At 45.6% G+C, this 12,697-nt stretch carries 14 protein-coding genes; 7 read left to right on the forward strand and 7 right to left on the reverse strand.

Annotation, left to right across the window (positions count from 1 at the left end):
• Positions 1–1,298: replication initiator protein RctB domain-containing protein (locus AC6R1O_RS10730; RefSeq protein ID WP_500656972.1), on the forward strand; the 1,298-nt coding region annotated here is incomplete at its 5' end.
• A gap of 75 nt (positions 1,299–1,373) precedes the next feature.
• Here the strand turns inward: AC6R1O_RS10730 and AC6R1O_RS10735 are convergent.
• Positions 1,374–2,045 carry a hypothetical protein gene (locus AC6R1O_RS10735; protein WP_500656973.1) on the reverse strand — a complete coding sequence of 224 codons (672 nt, stop codon included), beginning with the start codon at positions 2,043–2,045 and terminating at the stop codon, positions 1,374–1,376.
• 61 nt (positions 2,046–2,106) lie between these two features.
• Entirely contained in the window at positions 2,107–2,448 is a 342-nt protein-coding gene (locus AC6R1O_RS10740; protein ID WP_500656974.1) for a hypothetical protein, read from the reverse strand.
• A gap of 252 nt (positions 2,449–2,700) precedes the next feature.
• On the opposite strand from AC6R1O_RS10740, the gene AC6R1O_RS10745 reads away from it, so the two are divergent.
• A complete protein-coding gene (locus tag AC6R1O_RS10745; protein ID WP_500656975.1) occupies positions 2,701–4,746 on the forward strand; it encodes a helicase-related protein in 2,046 nt (681 codons plus the stop codon).
• A 34-nt stretch (positions 4,747–4,780) separates the two neighbouring features.
• On the opposite strand, the gene AC6R1O_RS10750 is transcribed toward AC6R1O_RS10745, so the two are convergent.
• Both AC6R1O_RS10750 and AC6R1O_RS10755 read right to left on the reverse strand, forming a co-directional pair.
• Entirely contained in the window at positions 4,781–5,392 is a 612-nt protein-coding gene (locus AC6R1O_RS10750; RefSeq protein ID WP_500656976.1) for a hypothetical protein, read from the reverse strand.
• Positions 5,393–5,450: 58 nt separating this feature from the next.
• Positions 5,451–5,855 (reverse strand): hypothetical protein, encoded by a 405-nt coding sequence (locus AC6R1O_RS10755; protein WP_500656977.1) that lies wholly within the window; start codon positions 5,853–5,855, stop codon positions 5,451–5,453.
• 670 nt (positions 5,856–6,525) lie between these two features.
• On the opposite strand from AC6R1O_RS10755, the gene AC6R1O_RS10760 reads away from it, so the two are divergent.
• The 4 genes from AC6R1O_RS10760 to AC6R1O_RS10775 all read left to right on the forward strand — a co-directional run bounded on the left by AC6R1O_RS10760 (position 6,526) and on the right by AC6R1O_RS10775 (position 9,381).
• Complete coding sequence (locus tag AC6R1O_RS10760) at positions 6,526–7,953, forward strand: hypothetical protein (RefSeq protein ID WP_500656978.1); 1,428 nt, start codon at positions 6,526–6,528, stop codon at positions 7,951–7,953.
• Positions 7,954–8,084: 131 nt separating this feature from the next.
• Complete coding sequence (locus AC6R1O_RS10765) at positions 8,085–8,546, forward strand: hypothetical protein (RefSeq protein WP_500656979.1); 462 nt, start codon at positions 8,085–8,087, stop codon at positions 8,544–8,546.
• On the forward strand, positions 8,546–8,962 hold the full coding sequence (locus tag AC6R1O_RS10770; RefSeq protein WP_500656980.1) for a L5-gp82 domain-containing phage-derived protein: 417 nt from the start codon (positions 8,546–8,548) through the stop codon (positions 8,960–8,962). Before AC6R1O_RS10765 ends, AC6R1O_RS10770 begins: the two co-directional genes overlap by 1 nt.
• 143 nt (positions 8,963–9,105) lie before the next feature.
• Positions 9,106–9,381, forward strand: coding sequence for a hypothetical protein (locus AC6R1O_RS10775; protein WP_500656981.1), 276 nt, complete (start codon positions 9,106–9,108; stop codon positions 9,379–9,381).
• A 90-nt stretch (positions 9,382–9,471) separates the two neighbouring features.
• Here AC6R1O_RS10775 and AC6R1O_RS10780 read toward each other — a convergent pair whose 3' ends face one another.
• The 3 genes from AC6R1O_RS10780 to AC6R1O_RS10790 all read right to left on the reverse strand — a co-directional run bounded on the left by AC6R1O_RS10780 (position 9,472) and on the right by AC6R1O_RS10790 (position 11,667).
• Entirely contained in the window at positions 9,472–10,263 is a 792-nt protein-coding gene (locus AC6R1O_RS10780) for a DUF6471 domain-containing protein (protein ID WP_500656982.1), read from the reverse strand.
• A 111-nt stretch (positions 10,264–10,374) separates the two neighbouring features.
• A complete protein-coding gene (locus AC6R1O_RS10785; RefSeq protein WP_500656983.1) occupies positions 10,375–10,935 on the reverse strand; it encodes a hypothetical protein in 561 nt (186 codons plus the stop codon).
• 204 nt (positions 10,936–11,139) lie between these two features.
• Positions 11,140–11,667 (reverse strand): hypothetical protein, encoded by a 528-nt coding sequence (locus tag AC6R1O_RS10790; protein ID WP_500656984.1) that lies wholly within the window; start codon positions 11,665–11,667, stop codon positions 11,140–11,142.
• Positions 11,668–11,829: 162 nt separating this feature from the next.
• Between AC6R1O_RS10790 and AC6R1O_RS10795 the strand changes: the two genes are divergently transcribed.
• Positions 11,830–12,690: an endonuclease/exonuclease/phosphatase family protein gene (locus AC6R1O_RS10795; RefSeq protein ID WP_500656985.1), complete on the forward strand. Its 861-nt coding sequence runs from the start codon at positions 11,830–11,832 to the stop codon at positions 12,688–12,690.
• The last annotated feature ends 7 nt before the right edge of the window (positions 12,691–12,697 follow it).

A 12,697-nucleotide genomic window follows, 5' to 3' on the forward strand; every position in this document is an offset into this window, starting at 1 on the left:
TGGAGCTTAACTACGACTTCTTCAAAGTGAACGTTTTTAGTAATAAGTTTCCAGTCAGTGTATTCAAAGTGTTGGAGTATTGCCGCCGTAGCCGCAACTCAGATGTCAGCGTCAAAGATGTACACACAGCTATCTTGCGATTGAGTACAACCATATTTGAGATCAAGCCCGATGAGGCAAATGACTCGCCTATCAAATACACCCAATACCGCTATATCGAAAAGGCTGAGTTACTCAGTCAAACAGTCAATTTGGGCTCTTTATCTAAGTCATCAGTGAGTGAATTCACCTACGATGAACCTCATTTACAAAATGCCCTGAATAGCATCTACCTGCTCACTGTATCGGATGAATTTGTCACGAAGATGTTTGAAGGCCGGCACGCTTTCCCATTTCCGGTGCTATCGCTGAAGACTCATCCCCTGCTGTTCAAAATCTACGTAATGCTTCGCAATGCGGTACGCGACAGAGAAAGCCGTTTTCCTTGGCGTGTGTTCATCCAACGCTTGTATCTTGAGGATGTGGGGCGCCTCGAGTTTTTTGATCGTCTACTGTCGACAATGAAAGATATTCGAGTCCTTCAGGATTCACAGGTCTCTCTTGAGTCTACGACTGAATCTAGTTTTGTTCTCAAGCTATGGGGTTATGAGTGCTATCTGTGCAAGACAGCCTCCAATGTGATCGTCACGTTAAATTCAAAGAGCTTTAATGATGCATTACAGCTACCCCACAACATGCAAAAGCCTATCGTTGACAACAAGCTGCTAAACTTGGGTCTCAAACGTCAAGAGGGGCAGTTGTCCTTGTCATCGGCTCGCAGTGAGCGCTTGGAATCCCTTACTGATGAGTTCAAAGTGGACATGAACCACTACATTGCAACTCCTACGCAGTCTGGTTCCGTCTCATGCGTTGAAATGTCTGTAGTGGGGAGGTCAAATGAGACCCACACCTTTTATCTCGATTTCTACTACCGAGACGATGAACTGCAAACGCTAGCTAAAGAGATAGTGCAAGTCGCGAACCTAGAGTTCTCATTGGTGATGCATCGATTGTTGGACATCAAAGCGGCGCTTGAGCCAATAGTAATCGATGGGTCTAAAACCATATCCCAATTCGAATTCAACTTCTTTCTCAAATCTAGCGAAGTGCTAAAGACCATGTCTCGACGCCAACGTTTTCAGTTCATTACGTTACTTGATATTGATGACGAAGTCCGTAAATCCACTGTGCAACATTATCTGGAGACCGAAGCGGTTAATGAGGCCTATGTTCACCGAGTGATCAGTAATATTGCTTGATGAGATCGGTGACCAAAATAGCTAAAAGCCACCCCAACAGTTCGGGTGGCTTTTTTGTCTGCATTTGAACTGGAATTAATGCGTGCTTAATCCGCTATCTCTGATGCCTTTTATGGCTTCGAAAATAGCATGGTCTTGATCATCAACGGGGGCTTTTAAATATGCGGTCCAGCTCATCTCTTCGCTAGCGATTTCAGTCATTGCTACAAGTAGGTCGATATGTTGCTGCTTATGCATCGATAGTGTGAGCATTACATCGGTTTCAATGCCGGTGTCATCGATAGCATACTGAAGCTTATTGCAATCTTCAGAATCTAAATGCGCAATCGCTAGTTCGATAAACATTTTGCGGCTGTCAGGGTTAGACTCTAGTTCATTCAGTGAAACGACTACCTGCATCAAACCAAAAAGACTATCAAAGTGCGGTGAGGCTTCCATTGCTGCTCGTAACTCTGTGGCGTTAGTGAGTGTTTTGATGCAGCGTGTTTTGTACGAGGATTCAGTGAAATCACGTCCCCGCCAGCTCCTGATCGAGAGGTTTCCCGCTGATTTAGCCAGCTCGCCGATTTTTGATTTTATGGTCTCGGCATTGCCTAGAGCCACGGTTGCCCAGCTTCGAGAGAACTTCCCTGTCTCATTATCGATAACCCTGCTGTTACCAGCCAGAGTGTTCAGAATGTACAGCGACTTTCCACTGGTTGCGGTGACACGCACTGCTTTCTGCGCTACTTCGATTAGATGTCCCATTGTGTCATTCCTCTTAATATGATAATAAAGTGGTCAAAAAAATTTATGGTTGTACGGTGGGCTACTTCTCCAATGCGTCGAGCTTACTATTAATCTTTTCGAGTAGCGTATTTAGATCACTGCGTGCGCTTCGAGGGCTGAGTTTCATGCCATGTTCAAGTTGGACTTGAGCGCGCACTTTATTTCGATTACTGATGTTTGAATGAAGTAAGCTTAACTCGCAGTGCTCTTGTTCGATATATGACCATGTCAGATTGTCTAGCACTAAGCGTTTCATTGCTTTAAGTTCGCGGATTCTCTGTTCCTTGGTTATTCTTGCACTGCGTTTTTGCAAGAGAGGCAAAACGCTGATTAATGCTACGATGATAGGAACAATCACCATCAAATTTTGAGTTAGTGTCATATTTCTTTCTCCTAGCTACTTACCACTCATATTACTCCTATTATGATAACAAGTCAATGGAAAAGGTTATGGCTATTCATAAAAAGTAACCTATTTGGGTTATTTATTGGTGTCTGAACACATCGGCTCGGCTTCTTCTCGCAATCAATCTACGATTACGACCACTCTATGAAAAATAAGGTATAATATTTTCTATGTGGGTGTGATCACCTGCACTTGGAACAGTTGTGACGACAACGTAGGAACTGCATTATGGTAGCCAATGAGAGAAAAGCAGATCGACATGCTGATGCCCTTGAGATGTCAAGTAATCGAGGACGAACCAATCTTGATGATGAAGATCGAGCGCTTTTGCTGCTACAGACTCCAAAGACAATACAAACCGTTCTTCCAGAGATTTCGTCTCGCGCTGACCTTGTTAACTCTAGAATTGGAACTCGTGTATTTGCTCTTCTTAGATTCAAATCCAACTGTAATGCTCGGCTGGAATCTTCGAAAACCAACGCAAAGGTACAGTGGGTGAGGGCAGTTGCCTATCTTGCTCAGACTTTGTCAGACAATGTAGCTGTCAAACTTGAAATCACATCATTTCACAACTCGGACGACCTATACGATCGCATTACAGATTGCATAGGTCGAAGAAAAACTCTTGCTGTTAATGCCTCTGTTTGCAGTATTGATGGCAAACTTGCTCTATCTGATGTTCGAGTCCATCCCAATGCCATGAATGAACCATGTGGTATTTATGCGCCTCACAATGGCATTCCGAAGCAATTTATGGGAGAAGTCATTACGGAGTCCCTTCAAAACAAAAAGTGGTGTCGCAGAGCCGTAAAATTACTGTACAAGCAACTAGGCATTTCAACACATGCACAGTTTGATGAGGTTTGTCAGAGGTTTGGTATCGCGTTTCCCACCGCTCTCGACCTGATACTGGCTGTTCATTCTACCAGCGATATTCAGCGAACGATTCAAGCGAAAGAAGACATGGAGGTGCTGGCAACAAGCGTATTTGTAGAGCGGATAGTAGCGGAGAAAACTCACCAATATCCAATCGACCCAATTTCTCTAGATTTGAATGCACTAAAGGAGGCGGTGCTGGCATTTTCATTCTTACCAACTAGGGAACAACGCAGAATAGCGATTGATGTTCTCCAGCACTTCGAAAACCCGCTGACTTCTAGTCACCTAATTTATGGGGACGTGGGGTATGGGAAAACTGCTGTGCTTTCGATGATTGTCCACCAGCTACTGATCAATGAGAAATCAATTATCGTTCTATCGCCAGCTGAGCACCTCGCAATTCAAACCTACAATGTTTTCTGTAGCACCTTTCCGACTCTTCGCGATCGGTTCAAACTGGTTACGTCGAATACAGATGAAATGGTCTGTGAGCAAGCAGGGGTTTGTTATGTTGGCACTTCAGCAGTTATTCACAGAGATTCTACTAAAGAGCAGTTTATCCCTTATGCCATGATCGTTGATGAGGAACAGCGCCTCGGCGTTGCACAGCGAGATTTTTACCGTTCCCGCGGTGCTCATTACATAGCTGCGTCGGCAACACCGATCCCAAGAACCATCGCTGGAACTCTGCTTGGCCACTACCACACACATACATTGACCAAATGCTTCGTGGAGAAAGAATTTATAGGTAAGCTGTATATGGAAGAGGTCGGCCGTCGTTTGATGTTCGACGACATCAGAGCATCCATCAGTCAAGGGCGGCAAACACTCATTATTTGTCCCTTAACGACTGAATCAGACGCCGATGGGTTTGACGACTTGGTTAGTGTGGAAGATCTCTTTATGCGCATGCAGCAGCAATTTGGGGACGTATGGCGGTTGGTGCATTCAAAGCGTGATAGTGACGACAACAGTGCCGCGTTAAGCGCAATGCGCGATGGGACTGCACTTGGATTGGTGGCATCAACGGCGGTGGAGGTAGGGATAGATTTACCCGACTTAAAGGATATTTATGTGCTGCACCCAGAGCGCTTTGGCCTGACTCAGTTGCATCAGCTGAGAGGGCGTATCGTACGTCAAGGCGGGGTCGGCTTTATTCGACTGTTCTCCCCTAAGCTACTGACGGCAGATCAGGTCGCTCGGTTGGAGTACTTCTTGAGTGAATCGAATGGTGCGAAAGTGGCTGAATATGATGCCCAGCGTCGTGGTGTGGGGGAGTTGTTGGCAGACGGTCACAGGCAGAGTGGGCGATCAAAGCAGGCGACATTTATCCGGCACTTGGTTGTATCCTACAATGCGCTCAAGCTCCTACATGATAGAATTGAAAGGGTATGACGTGTGGAACATACCCCTTAAATCAGTCTGGGAATCAGTGTTCATGTGCCGCTAATAGCTCGTCACCTAGTTCAGTGACATGCTTTTCGAGCTGATCTTCTACTTGTTCATTATTGCTTCGACCAATGATATAGCCAAAAAACAAGATGCCAGCAAACATACTGGCGACTACCGTAAAACTCATGCCTAGTGACGAAAAGCAAAACATTGAGAGCCCAATCGCTAGAATAATACTCAGTACAGTAGCATCAGATCGTTCAAACTTGGTACTTTCTGCAATGTCATGACCGGACTGATGAAATACGATGCCAGTATTGTGGTTTACTAATGCACAGTCGTGCTGGTGGTCTTTGTGTTTGATTATAATCACGGACACTTTATGTCCTTTGCGTATGGCTTGACCCGCTTTTTTACCGAACAACATCATGTGCTGCCGCTCTTTGCCATGTTCATCTTCAAGCCAATACGTGGCATCCAGCGCGCCGCTACTGATAATAGTTCCCTCATTTGTTCCCATGATGGTTTCGCGAGATTGAGTGCTGTAGTCTCCCGCGGCTGTGAACGATACATCGACAACAGTACCGGTTACACACTCAAATTCTGCGGTGCTACTATTTTTACTGAATGAACGTAGTTCCTTGATCATTGTTCCGCTCCTTTGGTTAGATCTCTGATAATAATAGTTATATCATATTTTCTGAAGTCTATGTGTAGTCTGGCGATATGTCTGTGTTGATGCGATCGTACATAGGCTGGTCGTAACCTACATCAAAGGACTGGTAGATAAGCACCATAGGGCACTGGGTCGCAATGGTGGAGCGGCCTGACATGTAGTGGAATGAATGTGAGTATGTTCCGTCATTGTGTGCTTGGAAGTCATAAATCCACATGCAATCACCGGCTTTGACATTGTGGTAAGGCTCTCGTTCATCGTTGGTATCCCAACAGACCTGTCCATCTGATAGAAAAACCACCAGATCGCCTTCAATAGCGTCTCCATCTTGTCCGGCAAGTGGTCCGGAGTGATCCGGAGAGTAGGGAGCACCCAGTTGATCTGAGTTTAGTGGTAGTACTACGTTTTCAAGTGATGTGATGTCTGTTTTCGTCATAGGTTAGCCCTCGTTCTGTATCTTATTATGATAACTGCACTTGAATTTGGTTTCAACCTAATTTGGTTAGGTGGGTAATTTATTGTGGTTATTTTTATCTTGACGGCCTGCGGCATGTTGTATAGTGTTGCTGTTATTATGATAACATTTGTGATGGATAAGATGATGATTGACAATGAATACGAGAAGAAAGTACGTGAATATGCAAAGAAAATTAGACAGTCAGATAAGCGGCTTTCATGGGAAACTTGCTTGAATCGTGCTCGTCGAGAGATGAAAAGTTTTAATGCCCAACGTTTAGAACAATAGGGCGTTTTCGTTCGATGCTGTGGTAAGCTGTTGGCTTACCACAATTTTTATGCAGGAACTATTCTAGGCGGCTTTTTGGTTATCTAAGCGCTTCTTGCGACCATGCAGATAGGTGTGAGGGTGTCTTTACGCTTATGGGCTTGTTATTCAAACAGATCAATGTGTTGATCTAAATCTTTTTAAACTATGGATGTGATTATGACCACCTTACTCTTTATTGTTTTGCTGATATGTCTTGTTGCGCTTATATTTGGTTGGTATTTGTTTTGTCAAGATTAAAAATAAATATTGATTATTTTGCATTCTCTTATTATGATAACAATGATGTTTAGTTATTCTTCTACATTTATTGGTGATTATCATGATGAACTTCAAAAAGGCATTCGAAGCCGCAAACTCTCGCTCTTTCTCTACTGTCTCTCCGCGCAATATAGCGCTTCGCGTCCACGCTTATGACTTGACAGCGCGCGATCCGTCTGACCATTTCGTAACTGGCTTAGACTTGTACACACAACAGGTGGTGTCGGTACGATTACGTCCTCTCGATAACCCATTAAATAGTGGGCGCACTCGCCCTGAGCTCAAGGACATTGCTAACGCGAGCGAGCGAAAAACTCATGTTGTTGCTGCTGAAGGGGATAAGGGGGGAGTGATCATATTTCAAGATTGCCGTCCATCTGGCAGTCAGTCTTTTACCGCTAACTGGGCGAACGCGGCGATCCATAATGGCCTGAGTAAGCTTGAAACCATTGAGAAAGGCTATACAACCATAGTTCTTGCAGCAGGGCGCTTCGATCCGCGCAACCCTGCCGCAGAACTGCGCAATACCGCTTTTACGCGACAAGCTAAGCTGTCCTCTGCCCAGCTATTTGCTAATGGCGATTTGCAAGCGATGAAAGAGTTTATGCTTCGATGTCTCGAGTGCAAAGAGGGGACTGGCCGTTACCGACCAGAGTTTATTCTGCGGTACATCGACCAATCGTCGGGTTCTGTTGATGTTGATTCTGCATTGTATACTTCGCACTTGACGAAGAATGACGAAGATATGTACGTCAATGCACCGGCGCAAGAAAGTTTGGATGCCTTTCTTTCAAGCAGTAACGACTCAACCAATGAGACGCCAAAGCATTACATAGCTCTGCAAGAACTGATTGCCTTTATGCAAGATAATCCAAACATTCCGGCAGATGAATTTAGCGTCGAAGTTATTCCGGTTATTCGTCGTTCGTTTGGCTCAAATAAACGTAAAGATTTCTTCTCTCTGAATCGCTATACGAATGGTGGAGAAACGTTCTATCGTAATGAGCGCAGCGAAAAAGGCGATGCGTATTTTAAGCGCTTTCATAAACCCACCGACAGTAAGCGTCCAATCAAGCTGTGGGTGCCTGCTTATGTGGCCACTCTTGCTGCTACTCAAGAGGTAATGAAGGGAGGTGTCCCTCAACTCGAAATGGTGGATTATCGATTTGTCAAAGACGTCACCACGTTTGACGTGTTCGCGTCGGGTTATGAACAATCCTATTTGCCAACGAAGCACTTTGCTTTTGACGACAAGCTTGTTGAACGTTATGACGCCGCACGTAGTGATGATAGTACCCACCAGCTAGGGCAAAGTAGTCAGACTGATATGGACATTCCGACTAGCAACGTGCCTGATCACGGTAACGTGCATGGTTGTGCACCGGCGCAGCAGGCTGAACACGTGGTGAACAGTCGCCAACTCAATACCAAATTGCCCAGCCTCGATGATCATGTTCTTGATGACTTGCACCAGCTCATCCGTCAGTAACCCTCGATAGATAACGCTAAAGCCGCAAGTAACATTGCGGCCTATTGATAATCTAATGTGATTACCTACATTGTTAATGTAATTGTTTTAGGTTACAATAGATATGAATAACCTATATAAATGGTGAAAACATGACATCCTTAGCCCGTATCTTACAAGCCATTCAGTCGACTTATCTGGTCAACTCATCGGCGCTTACTCAGGTTTCTAGTGTGCGGACGGGGGTGCCGATTCATGGCGACTCTTGGATACTGGACGATATTTTGCCGAAAGCTTGCTATACCAATGCATTTGTCATCTCTGCTCAACTTAGCTGTCGATATATCTTGGGGTACGTCCTATTGCCTACGGGGATCGCTATCGAGCATGCGTGGAATGTTAGCGAAGATGGCCATCACTTCGACCTCACGGCAGGTCTGTACTGGCCATTCGATATCGACGAATGCCGCTACTTCTCTCTCATTAGCTTTGACTTTGAGACTGCGGAAGAGTTGGTGTACGGAGGTTATGGATTAGATGGCGCTTCTTTGCGTAGAAACCCTCGCTTCGATCAGCTCTGGGTGAGTTGCGGCGTGGCTGAGGGGAGGTTGTAATGCTAGGTTATAAATCACGGGAGTTTAACGCCGGCGACAGAGTGCGGGTTTATCGCAATTTGAATAATGGCCTATTCAGTTTGGTCGCGATGTCAGGGCCTCACAAGGGCAAGGTCGTCGCTCACGTCGGTTACGTTCAGCTGCGTGCCCAAGATACAGCGACGATGGTGAAGATTTCGTTGGCGGGGCAAGCCCGAGCTCGGCGCCAAGGGCAGCGCAACGTACACGCTTGGATCGATGGATATCTGGTGTCCTTCGGTATGAATTACACTGGCAGTCTACCGGAAGACGATAAGCGTGTGAGTTATGTGCCTTTTTGTCATGATGGTTTTGTATATTGCTCGGATGGTCGTTCATGGGATGGCTGTGCAGCTTCAGTGTTGCTTGCTAGTGGCCAGTGCTTTGTTTTTGTGTAACCCAACGCCTGTGGCGCCAATTCTATATGTAATCTTTTTCGATTATTAATGTCGCTATTTCTTTACTCAACCGACGAGTTATCTCTTGACCAATATAACCCAATTAGGTTATATTGGTTGGGTGTCAGAGAGGGAGATTGACAATGACTGATTACAATCAACAGGTGTCTGATTTGATGGCCAAAACCTATACATCTTGTAGAGAGAGTATTGAGGGGTATTACTACTACGATAGCGTCAAGCGACAGTGGCTCAAAATAATTGAAGCCGAGAAAGTCTTTGTTTCATTTGATTACGCGTTTGGGTGCCGATGGCCGACGCATCATCATGTTATTCGACGAGCGCGTCGAGCGTCGGCCTCAATGGTCAATAAGATCATGACATGCCCAGATTCTGAGTTCGGAAAGTTGCGAGCCTAAACGACCTTATACAAAAGGGCACATCGGGTGCCCTTTTTTGTTTGTCTGCGTTGGTGAGATCCTGCTGTTGATAGGCGCGGTAGACCAACGTTATTTCTTGTCCACAGTCTTAGTGTATTCAAGAAAATTCTGCTCTAACTCTGTCTTGTTGATCAGGGTTCCCCAGCTTTTAACAGTGAAAGTCGTTTTGTCTCTCTCAATGACAAGTGATGGAACTTGGCCATTAATGACTTTCATTAACGCATTTTCTACTGTGCTTCTCGGCAGGCGGGTTCGGTTAACCAACTCTGAGAGGCTGGCCTCGCCACCGGATGCCGCTAACGCCCCAAGCGCTATCCATAATCGATGTAAGCTGCCGCGGCCCATGTCCCACTGGGGTAGGGCTACACAATTGCTATCAGCGGCATTGATCACTTTCATGACATCCCAATACCACGTCGTTCTATGGGTACCTTTGCTCAGTTTATTGGTTAGGCCTTGGATGGAAATTGGCCTCCCCATGTCGGTGAGTCTTTCGGCGACTTCTGCATGCTTTAGGTTGCGCAGTCTCATTGCGTTGCGAACGTGTTCTGCCACTTCTTGGGTTGAAATCGCATTGAGCTCCGCCAATGGCAGGGCCTTGACCGGTGGTTTGTGAATCATCTTCATCAAGTCCCAGTACCATGACGTTTTGTGGGTACCTTTGCTTAATGCGTTTCTAAGACCTTGCACGCTGATTTCTCGACCGAGAGCTGTCATACGATCCGCGAGCTCTGAATAGTTTATGCCGGCGGACTTCATTTGTGAGCGAATGTGCGCCATTAGCTCTGTCTGCGCGACGTGGTCAAGGCTTTTTTCTTGTTCGCTCTTGACCCGTTTGACCGCAGCGTTGGACGATGTCATGGAAATCACCTAATTTGGTTATTGATAATTTAAAATGATTATATTTCGTCCGGTATTTGATTGCAACTTGAATCGAGATGTGATTCCTCTTCTGGCGCCGTAGGGCAACAATCAGCGACGCGTGAACGAGCTTTCTTGTGGTTTGATCTTGTTGAGTAGTTCGTATGCTTCTGATTCCAAATCTAGCGCTGTGGCGAGTAAGCTTCCTTTTTGTATGAGTTCGCCTTCTAATGTTTTTGATTCGCGGTCTTCAATCTTGGTTTCTACATCTCTGAACTGAGGATTATTCTGTTGATTACTGTGAGCTCCGGTCGGACTTAGTTGATACAGCGGGACAAGGTAGTGCCCATCTTCACATCGAATGCTGGCATTGCAATGGGCGTAATTGGCTTTGTATGCTTTGTAGGCAGATCCAAGTGTGGGGCCTTTCGTGGCGAAATGTGCAGCCTGCTTCACTGTTGGGAAACAATAGGGTCTGGCGCGTTCGGCTAGTCCTATGAGATCGCCGCTTTCGTCCGCCAACGTTATTTGCTTGCGCCCAGAAATAACGACAGCGACCACTTGAAAAATGCTATGTGCAGTGGCGTTCTTTAGTTCAAATTCCAGTCGCGTTTTACGCGGTCGCTGCGCGGTTTGATTGGGCGCTTCTGCGTCTTGTTCGTTCGAACACATGTTATTGCAAATCCCATCAGTACAGTTGGAGCATGTCATCTCACACCTCATCAACGTCATTACCATTCGGAAATTATAGTATCAATAATTCTAAAATTCTTGTTTGGGTGATGACTTGTGGCCTTGCTGGGCGTTGCGTTAGTGGTGACGTAAAAAAAGCCCACTGATTAATCAGTGGGCTTTATGTTCGTCAGCGTGATTGGGTTACATGCTTAGTGCGGTCAATATGAGGTCCAGAGCCTGTTCATTGTCTGCTAGCCCTTTGGCGCTGCCAGTTCGGGGTTTGTAAGTGAAGGTTTGGTTTTTACCTTCTGCAAAATCTATGGTACCGCCAACTACATTGAACTCGGCGAAGAGCATTTGTATCTGATGGTGCAAGCTGGCAGTAGAAAAGGATTGTTTTAAGGTTGTGCGTGCACGTTTTTCAATGTTTTCCGTGGTTCTTTCCGCCTTTCTTATCGCTTTTTTGTAAGCTTCAAACTGGTTACTCGTGATTACCGTTGGCGTTGAAATCTCAAACTCATAAGTTTCTAAGTTCAGTTCTATGGATTTACCAACGCCAAATCCAGCCTTTAGCAAGTCACCAGAACCGTTAAAGTCAGAGTATCCGGATAGAGCGATACCGCTGTCTCTTGCTGTTTTAATGTTGTGCTTCTCGATACGAGAGAAGTCTGATACGGGTTGAAACAAGATGGAGTGCATATTAACTCTTGCAATATAAATTCTACTCATTTGGTCGCGTCCTTATTTTGTTGTCTTATTATGATAACAATGTGATTGGTTTTTGTAAACACGCAAAGTTAAATGATTACCTTATTATGATAACTTTATATTGAACACCTAATAAAATTGAAATAGTATTAATTATACACTGTTGATATGGAAAAAGAGACTATGAAAATCTTTGTTACACTAATATTGGGGTTGCTGGTGGCGCCAGTGGCATTTGCTCAATCCTCGCTAAAGGTGGTTACTTGGAATATGGAGCATTTGGCGGCGGAATCTATGGCAGGTTGTAAACCACGTTCCAACAGCGACTACGCGGCGCTGAGTGAGTATGTGAAGAAGATTGATGCTGACATCTATGCGCTACAAGAAGTCGAAAACACCGACGCCTTAGCCCGGGTTTTTCCTCCTGAAGAATACACACTGTTTGTGTCAGGCCGTCCTTCAAGTCGCTATGATTGTCGTGGCACTAGTAATCAATCCACGGCTCAACGTGTCGGCTATGCCGTTCGCATCGCGGCGCTATCAGCCGATGATGTGCTTGTTTCTGAAGTGAAGTCGATGGCCATGGGCGGGAGCCTTCGCTATGGTTTATCGCTAACCTTGCGTAGCGCTAACCTATCTCTGCTTAATGTGCACCTAAAGAGTGGCTGTTTTGATGGAGCTTTGAACAGTTCGAAAACGTGTCGAAAACTGGCCCGTCAGCTGCCACTAGTGGGCGACTGGGCATCCAACCAAGTCAACAGCGGCCGCAATATTGTGATCCTCGGTGACTTCAACCGTCGCCTTGACCATGCTGATGATGGGTTCTTGGGCTATGTGTCGCCTTCTCAGGCATTATCGAATGCGGTATCCGGCGTTCGTGGGTGTCACCCGAAATACCCCAAACCTATTGATCATATTTTGTATTCACCTGAATTGGCCGTATCACGTGCCATGGCCTACGACTTTGGTGATGAAAACGGCGTGTCGCGTGTGGAAGATATGTTGTCAGATCATTGCCCGATCGCGGTATCGATTCAACTATGAGTGTGTT

This window comes from Vibrio sp. R11-SG3-ISO3-SZ, from assembly GCF_059834345.1.

What these genes read in the sequence shown, in the direction of transcription:
- AC6R1O_RS10735 (WP_500656973.1), bottom strand. Translation starts at nt 2,045, where the DNA reads ATGGGACATCTAATCGAAGTAGCGCAGAAAGCAGTGCGTGTCACCGCA.
- AC6R1O_RS10740 (WP_500656974.1), bottom strand. Translation starts at nt 2,448, where the DNA reads ATGACACTAACTCAAAATTTGATGGTGATTGTTCCTATCATCGTAGCA.
- AC6R1O_RS10745 (WP_500656975.1), top strand. Translation starts at nt 2,701, where the DNA reads ATGGTAGCCAATGAGAGAAAAGCAGATCGACATGCTGATGCCCTTGAG.
- AC6R1O_RS10750 (WP_500656976.1), bottom strand. Translation starts at nt 5,392, where the DNA reads ATGATCAAGGAACTACGTTCATTCAGTAAAAATAGTAGCACCGCAGAA.
- AC6R1O_RS10755 (WP_500656977.1), bottom strand. Translation starts at nt 5,855, where the DNA reads ATGACGAAAACAGACATCACATCACTTGAAAACGTAGTACTACCACTA.
- AC6R1O_RS10760 (WP_500656978.1), top strand. Translation starts at nt 6,526, where the DNA reads ATGATGAACTTCAAAAAGGCATTCGAAGCCGCAAACTCTCGCTCTTTC.
- AC6R1O_RS10765 (WP_500656979.1), top strand. Translation starts at nt 8,085, where the DNA reads ATGACATCCTTAGCCCGTATCTTACAAGCCATTCAGTCGACTTATCTG.
- AC6R1O_RS10770 (WP_500656980.1), top strand. Translation starts at nt 8,546, where the DNA reads ATGCTAGGTTATAAATCACGGGAGTTTAACGCCGGCGACAGAGTGCGG.
- AC6R1O_RS10775 (WP_500656981.1), top strand. Translation starts at nt 9,106, where the DNA reads ATGACTGATTACAATCAACAGGTGTCTGATTTGATGGCCAAAACCTAT.
- AC6R1O_RS10780 (WP_500656982.1), bottom strand. Translation starts at nt 10,263, where the DNA reads ATGACATCGTCCAACGCTGCGGTCAAACGGGTCAAGAGCGAACAAGAA.
- AC6R1O_RS10785 (WP_500656983.1), bottom strand. Translation starts at nt 10,935, where the DNA reads ATGTGTTCGAACGAACAAGACGCAGAAGCGCCCAATCAAACCGCGCAG.
- AC6R1O_RS10790 (WP_500656984.1), bottom strand. Translation starts at nt 11,667, where the DNA reads ATGAGTAGAATTTATATTGCAAGAGTTAATATGCACTCCATCTTGTTT.
- AC6R1O_RS10795 (WP_500656985.1), top strand. Translation starts at nt 11,830, where the DNA reads ATGAAAATCTTTGTTACACTAATATTGGGGTTGCTGGTGGCGCCAGTG.